Consider the following 14,832-nt stretch of genomic DNA (forward strand, 5'->3'; position numbering starts at 1 on the left):
CGAGCGGATGTAAGGAAGCAGCCCCGTGACCGAGCACCACCAGGTACTCAACCCCGCCACCGAGGAGATCTTCGGGCCGGTCGCCGTCGTCCTGCCCTTCGAGGACGAGGCGGACGCGCTGCGGCTCGCCAACGCCACCCGCTACGGGCTGTCCGGCTCGATCTGGACCCGCGACCTCGGCCGGGCCCTCCGGATGTCGCGCGGGGTCGCGGCGGGCAACCTGTCGGTCAACAGCCACAGTTCGGTCCGCTACGCGACGCCGTTCGGCGGCTTCGGGGAATCCGGCCTCGGCCGGGAACTGGGCCCCGACGCCCTCGCCGCCTTCACCGAGACCAAGAACGTCTTCATCAGCACTGAGGAGTAGCAGCGCATGTCAGAGCCATCCACCACCGAAGTCTGCCGCCGCCTCGTCGGCCGTACCGCGGTCATCACCGGCGCCGGCAGCGGCATCGGGCTGGCCACCGCACGCCGCTTCGCCTCCGAGGGCGCGAACGTGGTCGTCGCCGATATCGACGAGGGGTCGGGCAAGGCCGCGGCCGAGGAGGTCGGCGGGATCTTCGTCAAGGTCGACGTCACCGACCCCGAGCAGGTCGAGGCGCTGTTCAGGACGGCGTACGACACCTACGGATCGGTCGACATCGCCTTCAACAACGCCGGGATCTCGCCGCCCGACGACGACTCGATCCTCACCACCGGCCTGGACGCCTGGCGCCGGGTCCAGGAGGTCAACCTGACCTCCGTCTACCTGTGCTGCAAGGCCGTGCTGCCGTACATGCAGCGGCAGGGCAAGGGCTCGATCATCAACACCGCGTCGTTCGTGGCCAAGATGGGCGCGGCCACCTCGCAGATCTCCTACACGGCGTCCAAGGGTGGCGTCCTGGCCATGACCCGCGAGCTGGGCGTGCAGTTCGCCCGCGAGGGCATCCGGGTCAACGCGCTGTGCCCCGGCCCGGTCAACACCCCGCTGCTCCAGGAGCTGTTCGCCAAGGACCCGGAGCGCGCCGCCCGCCGGATCGTGCACATTCCGGTGGGCCGCTTCGCCGAGCCGACGGAGATCGCCGCCGCGGTGGCGTTCCTCGCCAGCGACGACTCCAGCTTCATGACGGCGAGCGAGTTCCTCGTGGACGGCGGCATCGGCGGGGCGTACGTCACCCCGCAGTAGCCGCGGGCCCCGCCGCGCCCGGAGGACGGGTGCGGCGGGCCTACCGGGCCCCCGGGCTCAGATGAGCGTCTTCCAGTACGACCACCAGCGGGTCAGGATCAGCATCGCGATGATGCCGTACCAGAGCACCGGCACGACCCAGTGGAACTCCAGGACCGCGCTACGCACCCCGGCCGGGACCTTGATGATGCCGTGCTTGATGTTGTGCACGGCCGTGTACCAGAAGAGCGCGATGGTGACGACCCAGGCCAGGGAGCACCACAGGCACAGGGAGTTGATGTTGTACAGCGACTGGTACTGCAGCCAGGTCACGAACCCGACGCCGAACAGGGTGCCGGCCTGCAGGCCGAGCCAGAACCAGCCCCGGTAGCGGGCGCCCGCGAGCACACCGACGCCGACGCAAACCACGATCGGGTAGGCGATCAGGCCGATCATCGGGTTCGGGAAGCCGAACGCGTGGGCCTGTTCGCTCTTCATGATGTTGCCGCAGGAGATGATCGGGTTCAGGCTGCAGCCCGGGACGAAGTTCGGGTCTTCGAGGAGCTTGAACTTGTCCCAGGTGATCACGAAGGACGCGAGCGTGCCGAGCGCGCCGCAGATCACCAGCAGCCACGCGAAGGGACGTCCCGTCCCGATGGTGTTCCCGGTCTCGCGGTCACCGTCGGTGAGAGTCTGGTCGAGCGCCGAAGTCGTCATATCGCCGTTCCGTAGATCCGTCGTTATCCCGCGCGACCTTCATTGTGCACCAGTGGCAGGGCCCGCAGGTGCCCGGTGGTCCATCGAACGGTGGACACGGGAGTGTCCTCCTGGTCGTCCCCCGCGGCGCCCGCCCGGGAGGATTCCTACCGGCATGGGAAACGAAGCGGTGCGGGTGCGGGGCCCCCACAAGCGGTACGGCGAGGTCACCGCGGTCGACGGAGTCGATCTCGACATCGAACGCGGCGAGGCGTTCGGGATCCTGGGCCCCAACGGGGCGGGCAAGAGCACGACGGTCGAGATCCTGCAGGGGCACCGGTCGGGGGACGGCGGCGAGGTGACCGTGCTGGGCGAGGACCCGGACCTGGCCGGCCGCGCCTGGCGCTCACGGGTCGGCATCGTCTGGCAGGACGAGTCGGCGCCGGCGGAGCTGACCGTCCGCGAGAGCGTGCGGCACTTCGCGCGGTACTACCCGCGACCGCGCGATCCGGCGGAGGTCATCGCCCTGGTCGGTCCCGAGGACAAGGCCGGTCACCAGCGCGATGCGGCACGGGCTGATCTGACCCCGCGTCCCGCACAGGGCGAAGGGCCCGGACAGCGACGGCTGTCCGGGCCCTTCCCCGCAGGTCGGAGCAGCGGGTCAGGCCAGCTTCTCCTGGAGGGTGGCGACCAGCGCGTCCAGGGCGACCGCCGTCTGCTCACCGCTCCGCATGTTCTTGAGCTGCACCACGCCCTCGGCCAGATCACGCTCACCGGCCACGATCGCGAAGCGGGCGTCGGCGCGGTTCGCCGACTTCATCGCGTTCTTCAGGCCCTTGCCGCCGAACGCGAAGTCGGTGGCGATACCCGCCCGGCGCAGCTCGGTGACCGTGCCGAAGAGCGTGCGGCGCGCCTCCTCGCCGAGCGGTACGGCGAACACGTCGGTCGTCGCGGGCAGTTCGAGCTCGACGCCCTCGGCCTTGAGCGCCAGCACCGTACGGTCCACGCCCAGCGCCCAGCCGACGGACGGCAGCGCGGGGCCGCCGATCATCTCGGACAGGCCGTCGTACCGCCCGCCGCCGCCGACGGCGGACTGCGAGCCGAGACCGCCGTGCACGAACTCGAAGGTGGTGCGGGTGTAGTAGTCCAGGCCGCGCACCAGCTTCGGGTCGTCCTCGTACGCCACGCCCGCGGCCGTCAGCAGCTCGCGCACCTGCTCGTGGTACTCCTTGCACGCCTCGCACAGGTAGTCACGGAGCATGGGGGCACCGGTCAGCTGCTTCTGCACCGCGTCGCGCTTGTCGTCCAGAACGCGCAGCGGGTTGATCTCCGCCCGGCGCACGGTGTCCTCGTCCAGGTCGAGACCGGCCAGGAACTGCTGGAGCGCGGCCCGGTAGACCGGACGGCACTCCTTGTCGCCGAGCGAGTTGAGCAGCACCCGGAAGTTCTTCAGGCCGAGTGCCTTGTACGCGTCGACGGCCAGGATGATCAGCTCGGCGTCCAGCACCGGGTCCTCGGTGCCGATCGCCTCGGCGCCGACCTGCGAGAAGTGCCGGTACCGGCCGGCCTGCGGGCGCTCGTAGCGGTAGTACGAGCCCGAGTACCAGAGCTTGACCGGCAGGTTGCCGAGCTTGTGCAGGTTGTTCTGCAGGGCGGCGCGCAGCACGGAGGCGGTGCCCTCGGGGCGCAGCGCGAGCGTGGTGCCGCCCTTGGTGGTGAGGGTGTACATCTCCTTGCTGACGATGTCGGTGGACTCGCCGACGCCGCGGGAGAAGAGTTCGACCGCCTCGAACCCGGGGGTCTCGATATAGCCGTAGCCGGCCCGCTTGAGCGGTGCGGAGATCGCCTCGCGCACCGCGAGATACGCCGCGGAGTCCGGCGGGATCAGGTCGTACGTGCCCTTGGGGGCCTGGAAGGTACTCACAGGAAGCCTTGTCACAATCCTCGTCGCGGAGCCGGTGAACCGGCTCCGAAGCCGCGGGCCGCTTCCCCCAGGTAGGGGTTGGCGGCGCGCTCGCGGCCGATGGTCGTCTGGGGGCCGTGGCCGGACAGCACCACGGTCGAGTCGTCGAGCGGCAGGCACACCCGCGCCAGCGACTCCATCAGCTCGTCCGCGGAGCCACCGGGCAGGTCGGAGCGTCCGACGGAGCCGGCGAACAGCAGGTCGCCCGAGAAGAACACCGACGGCACGTCGGAGGTCTCGGGAAGCCTGAAGGTCACCGACCCCTTCGTATGGCCCGGCGCGTGCGAGACGGTGAACTCCAGGCCGGCCAGCCCGAGGGCGGCGCCGTCGGTCAGCTCCCGGACGTCGTCGGGTTCCCCGATCGTCAGCTCGCCCAGCAGCTGCTGCCCGATGGAGCGCCCCAGGGCCTTCTCCGGGTCGCTCATCATGTAGCGGTCCCGGGGGTGGATCCAGGCCGGGACGTCATGGGCCCCGCAGACCGGCACGACGGACGCCACATGGTCGAGGTGGCCATGGGTGAGGATGACGGCGACGGGCTTGAGGCGATGCTTGGCGAGCGTGTCCTCGACGCCCTGGGTCGCTTGGTGACCCGGGTCGATGATCACGCACTCCTCACCGGCGGCGGGGGCGACCACATAACAATTGGTCCCCCAGGCCCCGGCGGGGAACCCGGCAATAAGCACGTTCGTCCTTCTGTCGTCCGCGGAGGTGTCGGCAGCTCACGAGCCTACCGGCGCGGGAGTGGCCGCGGCGAACCCGTATCGTCCCGCAGGTGCGCCTGTGCGTGGCGCGCGGGTACTGGACTGCGGGCCGGGTGGGGCGCGAAGATCTGCCGCACGCGGATTCACGTTCGAGATGACGTTTTCGAGAAGACTGAAGCAGAAGACCGGGAGACGGCGAAGTGGTCACCAAGGAACAGCGGCGGCGACAGCTCGCCCGAGAGAAGTTCGAGCGGCAGCAGCAGCGCAGGACCGCGGAGCAGTCCAAGGCCCGCCGGCGCAACAGCGTGATCGCCGCCGTGGTGGCCGTCGTGGTGGCCGCCGGCGCCACCGCGTACGCGACGGGCAGCCTGGACGGCAAGGAGAAGTCGAAGACCGACGCGGCCGCCAGTCCGTCGGCCACGACGCCTTCCAAGGCGCCGGACCCGTGCGCCAAGCCGGGCGCGGGCACCCCGGGGAAGCAGCAGTGGAAGACCGAGCCGGCGATGGACATCGACAAGAGCGCGAAGTACACCTTCACGCTCCAGACCACCTGCGGTGACATCGCGATGGCGCTGGACGCGGCGAAGGCGCCGGCCACCGTGAACTCGTTCAAGTTCCTCGCCGACAAGGGCTTCTTCGACCACACCAAGTGCCACCGGCTCACCGCCGACAACATCTTCGTCCTGCAGTGCGGCGACCCGACCGGTACCGGCCAGGGCGGCCCCGGCTACACGATTCCGGACGAGAACCTCAAGGACCCGGCCGTCGCGAAGGGCACCTACCCGGCGGGCACGATCGCGATGGCGAACACCGGGCAGCCGCACACCGGCGGCAGCCAGTTCTTCCTGGTCTACAAGGACAGCCCGCTGCCGGCGTCCTACACGCCCTTCGGCACCATCGGCGCCGACGGCATGAAGGTGCTGCAGAAGATCGCGGCGGCGGGCGCGGCGGCCCCCGACGCCCAGCAGAACACCGCCCCGAACGCGACCGTGGTGATCAACAAGGCGGTCGTGAAGCAGTCGTGAACCCCTGATGAGCCGGGCCCCGGCGGTAAATTTCGCGTGTGCTGGATGCGGACAGCCGGGGCGCCGGTCGCCTATGTTGGCGTTGGACCGGTCAGGGCGCAGCCCGGCCGGAGGAAACTGTGAACGATGCCCGCGAGCCGGAAAGCGGCCGGGCATCACGTGGAGGAGGCGCTGTGAGCAGCGACCCATGGGGCCGCGTCGATGAGACGGGGACCGTGTACGTGCGTACGGCCGACGGGGAGCGGGAGGTCGGTTCGTGGCAGGCGGGGTCTCCGGATGAGGCACTGGCCTACTTCGAGCGCAAGTACGAGGGGCTTGTCGTCGAGATCGGCCTCCTCGAGCGGCGGGTGAAGACCACCGACCTCGCGCCCAAGGACGCGCTGACCGCGATCGAGCACCTTCGGGCGTCGGTCACCGAGGCGCACGCGGTGGGCGACCTGGCGGCGCTCGCCACACGGCTGGACGCACTCGTCGGGCTGGTGGAATCGCGCCGCGAGGAGCGCAAGGTCGCGAAGGCGAAGGCGACCGACGAGGCCAAGGTGGCCAAGGAGGAGCTGGTCGCGGAGGCCGAGGGGCTGGCCGAGAGCGAGCAGTGGCGGACCGCGGGCGAGCGGCTGCGCGCCCTGGTGGACACCTGGAAGGCGCTGCCGCGCCTGGACCGCAAGGCCGACGACGAGCTGTGGCACCGTTTCAGCCACGCCCGTTCGGTCTTCTCCAAGCGGCGCAAGGCGCACTTCGCGTCGCTGGACTCCCAGCGCGAGGAGGCCCGCCGCGCCAAGGAGAAGCTGGTCACGGAGGCGCTGGCGCTGTCGAACTCCACCGACTGGGGTCCGACCGCCGCCCGCTACCGCGAGCTGATGACGGAGTGGAAGGCCGCGGGCCGCGCGCAGCGCGAGTCCGAGGACGACCTGTGGAACCGCTTCCGCGGCGCCCAGGACCAGTTCTTCCAGGCCCGCACCGAGGTCTTCAACGAGCGCGACTCCCAGGAGCGGGAGAACCTCGCGCTCAAGGAGGAGCTCGCCATCGAGGCCGAGAAGATCCTTCCGGTGACGGATCTCAAGGCGGCCCGTGCGGCGTTCCGCGCGATCAACGAGCGCTGGGAGGCCGTCGGCCATGTGCCGCGCGACGCCCGGCCCCGTATCGAGGCCCGGATGCACGCGGTCGAGCGCGCGATCCAGGACTCGGAGGAGAACGAGTGGCGCCGGACGAACCCGGAGGCGCGGGCCCGCGCCGCGGGTCTGACGGGTCAGCTCCAGGCAGCCGTGGACAAGCTGCGCACCCAGGCCGAGGCGGCACGGGCAGCGGGCAACGCGTCGAAGGCCGACAAGCTCACCCGTGAGCTCGAGGGCCGGCAGGCCCTGCTGGACCAGGCCCTGAAGGGCCTGGAGGAGTTCGGCGGCTGAGCAGGCCCTGAGGCCCGCACCGCGCGACGAAGCTGCCCCGGTACGGATCTTCCGTACCGGGGCCGCTCGCGTACGGGCTCAGCGCTGACGGCCCGAGGTGACGCGGTACACGTCGTAGACGCCCTCGACGCCGCGTACGGCCTTCAGGACGTGCCCCAGGTGCTTGGGGTCGCCCATCTCGAAGGTGAAACGCGAGGTCGCGACCCGGTCACGGGAGGTCTGCACGGCGGCGGACAGGATGTTGACGTGCTGGTCGGACAGCACCCGCGTCACGTCCGACAGCAGCCGCGACCGGTCCAGCGCCTCGACCTGGATGGCGACCAGGAAGACGGACGACTGGGTGGGCGCCCACTCGACCTCCAGGATCCGCTCGGGCTCCTGGGACAGCGACTCGATGTTGACGCAGTCCGTGCGGTGCACCGAGACTCCGCTGCCCCGGGTGACGAAGCCGATGATCGGGTCGCCGGGCACCGGGGTGCAACAGCGGGACAGCTTGACCCACACGTCGTCGACGCCCTTGACGACCACGCCGGGGTCGGCGTTGGCCCGCCGCTTGGAGCGGTTGCGCGAGGGGGTGGTGACCTCCTCGATCTCCTCGGTCGCACCTTCCTCGCCGCCGAGCGCGTCGACCAGCTTCTGGACGACGGACTGGGCGGTGATGTGCCCCTCGCCGATCGCCGCGTAGAGCGCGGAGATGTCCGGGTAGCGCATCTCGTGGGCGAGGGTGACGAGCGAGTCGCCGGTCAGGACCCGCTGGATCGGCAGGTTCTGCTTGCGCATCGCCCGCGCGATGGCGTCCTTGCCCTGCTCGACGGCCTCCTCGCGGCGCTCCTTGGAGAACCAGGCGCGGATCTTGTTCCGGGCGCGCGGGGACTTCACGAAGCCCAGCCAGTCGCGCGACGGGGCGGCGCTCGCGGCCTTGGAGGTGAAGACCTCCACCAGGTCGCCGTTGTCGAGCGTCGACTCCAGCGGCACCAGGCGGCCGTTGACCCGGGCCCCTATGGTCCGGTGCCCGACGTCGGTGTGCACCGCGTAGGCGAAGTCCACCGGGGTGGCGCCGGCCGGCAGCGCTATGACGTCGCCCTTGGGGGTGAAGACGAAGACCTCGTTCTGCGAGAGGTCGAAGCGCAGCGACTCCAGGAACTCGCTCGGGTCCTCGGTCTCCTTCTGCCAGTCCAGCAGCTGCCGCAGCCACGCCATGTCGTTGACGGTGTCGCCGTCGCTCTTGCGCGGGGTGTCGGTGCGCACCTTCGAGGCGCCGGAGACCGGGTCCTGCTTGTACTTCCAGTGCGCGGCGATGCCGTACTCGGCCCTGCGGTGCATGTCGAAGGTGCGGATCTGCAGCTCGACGGGTTTTCCGCTGGGCCCGATGACCGTCGTGTGCAGCGACTGGTACATGTTGAACTTGGGCATCGCGATGTAGTCCTTGAACCGCCCGGGCACCGGGTTCCAGCGCGCGTGGATGGTCCCGAGCGCCGCATAGCTGTCGCGGACGGTGTCGACGAGGACGCGGATCCCCACCAGGTCGTAGATCTCGGCGAAGTCGCGGCCTCGCACGATCATCTTCTGGTAGACGCTGTAGTAGTGCTTCGGGCGGCCGGTGACGGTCGCCTTGATCCGGGCCGCGCGCAGGTCCTGCTGGACCTGGTCGGTGACGACGGCGAGGTACTCGTCGCGCTTGGGGGCGCGCTCGGCGACCAGCCGCACGATCTCGTCGTACATCTTGGGGTAGAGGATCGCGAAGGCGAGGTCCTCCAGCTCCCACTTGATGGTGTTCATGCCCAGCCGGTGCGCCAGCGGGGCGTAGATCTCCAGCGTCTCGCGGGCCTTCTTCTCCTGCTTCTCCCGCTTGAGATACCGCATGGTGCGCATGTTGTGCAGGCGGTCGGCGAGCTTGATGACCAGGACGCGCGGGTCCTTGGCCATGGCCACGACCATCTTGCGTACCGTCTCGGCCTGCGCGGCCTCGCCGAACTTCACCTTGTCGAGCTTGGTGACGCCGTCGACGAGCAGCGCGACCTGGTCGCCGAAGTCCCGGCGCAGCGCGTCCAGGCTGTAGTCGGTGTCCTCGACGGTGTCGTGCAGCAGTCCCGCCATCAGTGTGGCCGGGTCCATGCCGAGCTCGGCGAGGATCGTGGTGACCGCGAGCGGGTGGGTGATGTACGGGTCGCCGCTCTTGCGCTTCACTCCGCGGTGCCAGCGCTCCGCGACCTGGTAGGCGCGCTCGATCTGGCGCAGCTGCGCGGTGTCGCCCTTCGGGTCGTTGCCCCGGACGATCCGCAGCATCGGCTCCAGCACCGGGTTGTACGGGCTGGACCGCTGCACACCGAGCCGGGCGAGGCGGGCGCGGACGCGGTTGGAGGAGCCTGCGGCGCGCGACGGCGTCGCGCTGGCGGGGGTCCGTACGGGCCGGACGGCAGGCGTCGGCGGCTCGGGGGCGGCTCCGTTGCTCCCGGCGGGGGTTTCGTCCCCGCCTTCGGCGTCGAGCGGCTGGGCCTCGTCTGGCAAGAGCACTCCTCACGCGGGTGGGAGCACCCATGGTATCGATCTGTGGCAGGAGGCGGGCGCCCGGTGGGTTCCGGGCGCCCGCCTCCGGGCGGTGCTGTGGTGCCGCAGGGCGCTGTGCCTGTGGTGTCAGACGATGATCAGTGCGTCCAGCGGGGCGCCCGCGAGGGCGGTGGAGAGCCGTTCGCGGCCCTTGAGGAAGCCGAGCTCCAGCAGGACCGCGACCCCGGCCACCTCCGCGCCGGTCCGCCGGATGAGCTCCAGCGAGGCCTCGGCGGTGCCGCCGGTGGCCAGCACGTCATCGATGACCAGGACCCGGTCGCCGGGGGCGAGGGCGTCCTGCTGCACCTCTATCTCGGCGCTGCCGTACTCCAGCTCGTAGCGCTGCGACAGCGTCGCGCCGGGCAGCTTGCCCGCCTTGCGCACGGGCACGAAGCCGAGGTGGGCCCGGGCCGCCGCGGGGGCGGCGAGGATGAACCCGCGCGCCTCCAGTCCGGCGACCTTGGTGGCGCCATGGCGCGCGCAGAGCACGGCCAGGGCGTCCACCAGGACGTTGAACGCGTCGGGGTCGGCCAGCAGCGGGGTGATGTCCTTGAACATCACACCCGGCTGCGGGTAGTCCGGCACGTCCCGGATCCGGCCGAGCAGCTGCTCGCGCAGCGCTTCGGCGCCGGCCGCGGTCGCCGTCACCGCCGCTTCCCGGAAGGACGGTTCTTGCCACGGTTGCGGGCGGCCTGGGGACGCTGGCCGACCACACCGCCGGCGGCGGCACGGTCGCCGTCCTCCGGCTCGTCGTCCTCGGCGTCCTCGGCGGCGGCGACGTCCTCACGGGCGCGCCGGTCCTCGTCGGCCGGGTCCACGCCCTTGGCGGCGTCGGCCTTGCGCTTGGCCAGCACACGCTTCTTGAGGGCCTTGATCTCCGGGTCGCGCTCCTTGAAGTCCGCGACCAGCGGGGTCGCGATGAAGATCGAGGAGTACGCACCGGCGGTGAGGCCGACGAAGAGCGCGAGCGCGATGTCGTTGAGGACACCGGCTCCGAGGATGCCGCCACCGATGAACAGCAGGGCACCGACGGGGAGCAGCGCGACGACCGTGGTGTTGATGGAACGCACCAGGGTCTGGTTCAGGCTGCGGTTGGCCAGCTCGCTGTACGTGTAGCGGGTCTGCTTGGTGATGCTGCGGGTCGTCTCCTTGAGACCGTCGAAGACGACGACGGTGTCGTAGAGGGAATAACCGAGGATCGTCAGCAGACCGATCACGGTGCCCGGGGTGACCTCGAAACCGACGAGGGCGTAGACGCCGACGGTGATCGTGAGGTCGTGGATCAGGGCGACGAGGGCGGCGATGGCCATCCGCCACTCGAAGGCGATGGCGAGATAGATCACCACCAGGATCATGAAGATGATCAGGCCGGTGAAGGCCTTCTTCGAGATCTCCTCACCCCAGCTGGGGCCGACGATCTGTGCGTCGATCTTGGTCGAGCCGCCGAGGTCGGTGGCGACCTGCTCCTGAATGGTCTTCGACTCCTCGGTGGAGATGTCGCTGACCTGGATCCGGACGCCGCCGTTGCCGAGCTTCTGCACGGTGGCGACATGACCGCCGGTGTGGCCGGCGATCTTGTTCTGCACGTCGGTGACCGAGTACGGCGTCTTGCCGGTGGTGAAGACCGCGCCACCGGAGAACTCGATGCCGAGCTTGAGGCCGTTGATCGCCAGGCCGGCGATGGCCACGATCGTGATCAGGATCGAGACGCCGTACCAGAGGTTGCGCTTGCCGACGAAGTCGTAGGCGATCTCGCCACGGTGCAGCCGGTGTCCGAGCTGTCCGAGATTACCGAGCTTGGACATCAGGCCTCCTTCGTCTCGGTGCTCGTCCTGCGGCGGACGCGGCGGATGGGGGCCTGGACACCCAGGCCCTTCGGGTCGAGGCCGGACCACTTGTGGCCCTCCGCGAAGAACTTGTTGCGGGCCAGGATCGTCATCAACGGCTTGGTGAAGAGGAACACCACCACGACGTCGAGCAGGGTGGTCAGACCCAGCGTGAACGCGAAGCCCTGGACCTTGCCGACCGTGACGGCGAACAGCACCGCGGCGGCCAGGAAGGACACGAAGTCCGACACCAGGATGGTGCGCCGGGCGCGCGGCCAGCCGCGGGCCACGGCGGGCTGCAGCGAGCGGCCCTCGCGCAGCTCGTCACGGATCCGTTCGAAGAAGACGATGAACGAGTCCGCGGTGATACCGATGGCGACGATGGCTCCACAGACGGCCGGCAGGTTCAGCGCGAAGCCGATGGCCGGGCCGAGCAGGGACATCAGCGTGTAGGTGAGTGCCGCCGACACCAGAAGGCTGACGATCGCGACGAGGCCGAGGCCCCGGTAGTACGCCAGCATGTAGAGCACGACCAGCGCGAGGCCGACGGCGCCCGCGATGAGGCCGCCGCGCAGCTGCTCGCCGCCGAGTGCGGCGGAGACCGTGGTCACGTCGCTGATGTCGAAGGACAGCGGCAGCGAACCGTAGGACAGGACGTTCGACAGGTTCGTCGCGGACGTCTGGGTGAAGCTGCCGAAGATCGTCGCGCTGCCGCCGGGCAGGGCCTGCGAAACCGAGGGCGCCGAGACGACGTTGCCGTCGAGGTCGATCGCGAACTGGTTCAGCGGGGGCTGCTGGGCGGCGAGCTGCGTGGTGACCCTCGTGAACTTCTTGGCGCCACCGCCGGTGAAGCTGAGGTCGACGACCCAGCCGTTGCCGGACGTGGTGTCGAACTTCGCACTGGCCTTGGAGACGTCCTTGCCGTCGAGGACGGCCGGGCCGAGCGCGTACTTGTACCAGATCTTGTCCTTGCCGTCGCCACGCTCGCCGCAGCCGACGACCTTGTTCTCCGGCTTGACACCCTGGTTCGCGGCCAGCCGCTGCTTCGGGTCGTTGCAGTCAAGGGCGGTGAACTTGGCCTGCAGATCGGCCGGAATCGTGCTGTCCAGCGTGCCGGCCGGGGGCGCGGACGGGGTGGGCGTCGGGGTCGGCGCCTTGGCCGGGTCGGCCTTCAGACCGTCGGTGACCGCGCGGCCCTGAGTGGTGGCGCTCGACGAGGGAGTGGCCTTCGTCGAGGGCGTGCTCTTCGGCGTGGCCGTACCGGTCGGCTTGGTACCGGGCTTGCCCGACGGAGTCGCCGAAGGGGTCACGGACGGGGTGGGCGTCGCCGGCGGCGTCTTGGCCGCCGGGGGGTTCGCCTGCTCGGCGAGCACCTGCCGGAAGTACAGCTGGGCGGTCGTGCCGACCTGCTCCTGCGCCTGCTTGGGGTCGGTGCCCTTGGGGATGTTGACAATGATGTGATTGTCGCCCTGGGTCTGCACCTCCGCCTCGGAGACACCAAGACCGTTCACACGCTGGTTGATGATGCTCACAGCGGTGTTCATGTTGGTCTTGTTGACCGCGCCGGCCTGATCGCTCTTGGCGGTCAACGTGATGCTGACACCGCCTGCGAGGTCGATGCCCAGTCGCGGCTTGGTGTTGTGCGAGAGGAACATCGTCCCCGTCAACGCCACGAGCGCGATCAGGATCGCGGCCAGGGCGCGCCCGGGGTACCCCTGACTCCCCGAGGACCTGCGGCCCTTCTTGGGTGCTGCCACCTTCTTGTATCTCCCTGTCCAACCAGCCCCCGGGCCTGCGCGCCCGTGGGGTGGCCACGAAGTGATGTGAGAGTCCGGACCGACGCGCCCTTACTTGGGGTCGGTGCCGTCCTTCTTCGGCTCGTCCTCCGTCTTGCTCAGGTCGATGCGCTCGTCATCGGCGGCCTCGGCCGTCACGGCGTCCTCATCGGTGGCCGCGTCCCCGTCGGTGTCCTCGGAGCCGTCCTCCAGCTCGTCCGGCTCGATGCCGTGCACGATCCGGTCGTACTCGGACTGGTCCAGGACGGCGCCGATGGAGTTCTTCGCGAAGTGCGCGTGCACCCCGTCGGCCAGCTCCAGGAGGACGGTGTCCTCGTTGACTTCCTTCACCACGGCGTACATGCCGCCGATGGTGCGGACACCGGAGCCCGGTTCCATCTGGTTCCGCATCGTCGCCGCCTGCCGCTGCTTGTTCTTGGCAGACCGGGTCATGAGGAACATGGCACCGATAAGGATGATGAACGGGAGGAGCAAGCCGATACTCACGATTTACAACGTTCCTTCGCACGGCCGCGGTGGCTGGCCTGATCTACGGGGGTGTATGCCGTTCCGGAGGAAGGGCGTCGGCGGAGTCTAAGCGAGTCCTCGCCGGTGAAACAACGCCCAGCATGGCACTGGGGTTCCTGGGGGGCGAGTCCCCATGCCGTCACGGTCCGAACAGGCCACCCTGGCCGGGGCCCCCGGGCTGCTGGGGCGGGACCAGGCCGAGGTGCGTCCAGGCCGCCCGGGTAGCCACCCGGCCACGGGGAGTACGCGCCAGCAGACCCTCCCGGACCAGGAACGGTTCGGCGACCTCCTCGACCGTCTCGCGCTCCTCACCGACGGCGACCGCCAGTGTCGACAGACCGACCGGGCCGCCGCCGAACAGCTGGAGCAGGGCGCGCAGCACCGCCCGGTCCAGCCGGTCGAGGCCTCGGGCGTCCACCTCGTAGACCTCCAGGGCCTGCGTGGCGATCTCGCGGGTGATCCGGCCGTCGGCTCTGACCTGCGCGTAGTCCCGGACCCGGCGCAGCAGCCGGTTGGCGATACGGGGCGTGCCGCGGGAGCGGCCGGCGATCTCCGCACCGCCGTCCGTCTCGATCTCGACGTCCAGCAGCCGGGCCGAGCGGTGGATGACGCGTTCCAGCTCGGCGGGGGCGTAGAACTCCATGTGGCCGGTGAAGCCGAAGCGGTCCCGCAGCGGGGGCGGCAGCAGGCCGGCCCGGGTGGTGGCGCCGACCAGGGTGAAGGGCGGCAGCTCCAGCGGGATGGCGGTGGCGCCGGGACCCTTGCCGACGATCACGTCGACCCGGAAGTCCTCCATCGCCATGTAGAGCATCTCCTCGGCGGGCCGGGACATGCGGTGGATCTCGTCCAGGAACAGCACCTCGCCCTCCTGGAGGGAGGAGAGGATCGCGGCGAGGTCGCCCGCGTGCTGGATGGCCGGGCCCGAGGTGATGCGGATCGGGGCGCCCATCTCGGCGGCGATGATCATCGACAGGGTGGTCTTGCCGAGGCCGGGCGCTCCGGAGAGCAGCACGTGGTCGGCGGTGCCGCCGCGCTTCTTGGCGGCCTTGAGCACCAGGTCCAGCTGCTGCCGCACCCGTTCCTGCCCGACGAACTCACCGAGGTCCTTCGGCCGCAGCGCGGCCTCGACGGCCTGGTCCTCACCGTCGGCATCGGAGCCGACCAGCCGGTCCGGCAGCTCGCCGGCGGTCGGGGGTGCGGGCTCGTCCCAGTTCATGTCGGACTTTC

At 70.0% G+C, this 14,832-nt stretch carries 12 protein-coding genes and 2 pseudogenes; 5 read left to right on the forward strand and 9 right to left on the reverse strand.

The features are described from left to right. Both O3W51_RS14590 and O3W51_RS14595 read left to right on the forward strand, forming a co-directional pair. Positions 1-364, forward strand: a pseudogene (locus O3W51_RS14590) (aldehyde dehydrogenase family protein); the annotation flags it as partial. A gap of 6 nt (positions 365-370) precedes the next feature. After that, the gene (locus O3W51_RS14595) at positions 371-1,162 is read left to right on the forward strand and encodes a 3-oxoacyl-ACP reductase (RefSeq protein ID WP_138352626.1); all 792 of its coding nucleotides are present in this window, start codon (positions 371-373) and stop codon (positions 1,160-1,162) included. 57 nt (positions 1,163-1,219) lie between these two features. On the opposite strand, the gene O3W51_RS14600 is transcribed toward O3W51_RS14595, so the two are convergent. Further along, positions 1,220-1,858, reverse strand: coding sequence for a vitamin K epoxide reductase family protein (locus O3W51_RS14600; protein ID WP_269286078.1), 639 nt, complete (start codon positions 1,856-1,858; stop codon positions 1,220-1,222). A gap of 154 nt (positions 1,859-2,012) precedes the next feature. Between O3W51_RS14600 and O3W51_RS14605 the strand changes: the two are divergent. Further along, a pseudogene (locus O3W51_RS14605) lies at positions 2,013-2,390 on the forward strand (ATP-binding cassette domain-containing protein); the annotation flags it as partial. Between the two features lie 108 nt (positions 2,391-2,498). On the opposite strand, the gene hisS reads toward O3W51_RS14605, so the two are convergent. Both hisS and O3W51_RS14615 read right to left on the reverse strand, forming a co-directional pair. Beyond that, the gene (hisS, locus tag O3W51_RS14610; protein WP_269286080.1) at positions 2,499-3,761 is read right to left on the reverse strand and encodes a histidine--tRNA ligase; all 1,263 of its coding nucleotides are present in this window, start codon (positions 3,759-3,761) and stop codon (positions 2,499-2,501) included. Positions 3,762-3,772: 11 nt separating this feature from the next. After that, positions 3,773-4,483 (reverse strand): MBL fold metallo-hydrolase, encoded by a 711-nt coding sequence (locus O3W51_RS14615; RefSeq protein ID WP_138352629.1) that lies wholly within the window; start codon positions 4,481-4,483, stop codon positions 3,773-3,775. Positions 4,484-4,701: 218 nt separating this feature from the next. On the opposite strand from O3W51_RS14615, the gene O3W51_RS14620 reads away from it, so the two are divergent. Together O3W51_RS14620 and O3W51_RS14625 are read left to right on the forward strand one after the other, a co-directional pair. Next, a complete protein-coding gene (locus tag O3W51_RS14620; protein ID WP_138352630.1) occupies positions 4,702-5,526 on the forward strand; it encodes a peptidylprolyl isomerase in 825 nt (274 codons plus the stop codon). A gap of 173 nt (positions 5,527-5,699) precedes the next feature. After that, positions 5,700-6,929 (forward strand): DUF349 domain-containing protein, encoded by a 1,230-nt coding sequence (locus tag O3W51_RS14625; protein WP_138352631.1) that lies wholly within the window; start codon positions 5,700-5,702, stop codon positions 6,927-6,929. Positions 6,930-7,007: 78 nt separating this feature from the next. Here the strand turns inward: O3W51_RS14625 and O3W51_RS14630 are convergent, their stop codons facing one another. The 6 genes from O3W51_RS14630 to ruvB form a co-directional block, all read right to left on the reverse strand. After that, the gene (locus O3W51_RS14630) at positions 7,008-9,437 is read right to left on the reverse strand and encodes a RelA/SpoT family protein (protein ID WP_138352632.1); all 2,430 of its coding nucleotides are present in this window, start codon (positions 9,435-9,437) and stop codon (positions 7,008-7,010) included. A 126-nt stretch (positions 9,438-9,563) separates the two neighbouring features. Beyond that, positions 9,564-10,124 (reverse strand): adenine phosphoribosyltransferase, encoded by a 561-nt coding sequence (locus O3W51_RS14635; RefSeq protein ID WP_269286083.1) that lies wholly within the window; start codon positions 10,122-10,124, stop codon positions 9,564-9,566. Further along, positions 10,121-11,281 carry a protein translocase subunit SecF gene (gene secF / locus O3W51_RS14640; protein WP_138352634.1) on the reverse strand — a complete coding sequence of 387 codons (1,161 nt, stop codon included), beginning with the start codon at positions 11,279-11,281 and terminating at the stop codon, positions 10,121-10,123. Before secF ends, O3W51_RS14635 begins: the two co-directional genes overlap by 4 nt. Continuing rightward, positions 11,281-13,059, reverse strand: a complete 1,779-nt coding sequence (gene secD / locus O3W51_RS14645) for a protein translocase subunit SecD (protein ID WP_138352635.1) — start codon at positions 13,057-13,059, stop codon at positions 11,281-11,283. Before secD ends, secF begins: the two co-directional genes overlap by 1 nt. Positions 13,060-13,149: 90 nt before the next feature. After that, entirely contained in the window at positions 13,150-13,584 is a 435-nt protein-coding gene (gene yajC / locus O3W51_RS14650; RefSeq protein ID WP_138352636.1) for a preprotein translocase subunit YajC, read from the reverse strand. A 160-nt stretch (positions 13,585-13,744) separates the two neighbouring features. After that, complete coding sequence (gene ruvB, locus O3W51_RS14655) at positions 13,745-14,821, reverse strand: Holliday junction branch migration DNA helicase RuvB (RefSeq protein WP_138352637.1); 1,077 nt, start codon at positions 14,819-14,821, stop codon at positions 13,745-13,747. Between the last annotated feature and the right edge of the window lie 11 nt (positions 14,822-14,832).

The sequence above is a fragment of the Streptomyces sp. H39-C1 genome, from assembly GCF_027158125.1.
GTDB classification, from domain to species: Bacteria; Actinomycetota; Actinomycetes; order Streptomycetales; family Streptomycetaceae; genus Actinacidiphila; species Actinacidiphila fildesensis.

Excerpts from the sequence above, each read along its gene's own strand:
- O3W51_RS14595 (WP_138352626.1), top strand. The coding sequence starts at position 371 with ATGTCAGAGCCATCCACCACCGAAGTCTGCCGCCGCCTCGTCGGCCGT.
- O3W51_RS14600 (WP_269286078.1), bottom strand. The coding sequence starts at position 1,858 with ATGACGACTTCGGCGCTCGACCAGACTCTCACCGACGGTGACCGCGAG.
- secF (WP_138352634.1), bottom strand. The coding sequence starts at position 11,281 with ATGTCCAAGCTCGGTAATCTCGGACAGCTCGGACACCGGCTGCACCGT.
- ruvB (WP_138352637.1), bottom strand. The coding sequence starts at position 14,821 with ATGAACTGGGACGAGCCCGCACCCCCGACCGCCGGCGAGCTGCCGGAC.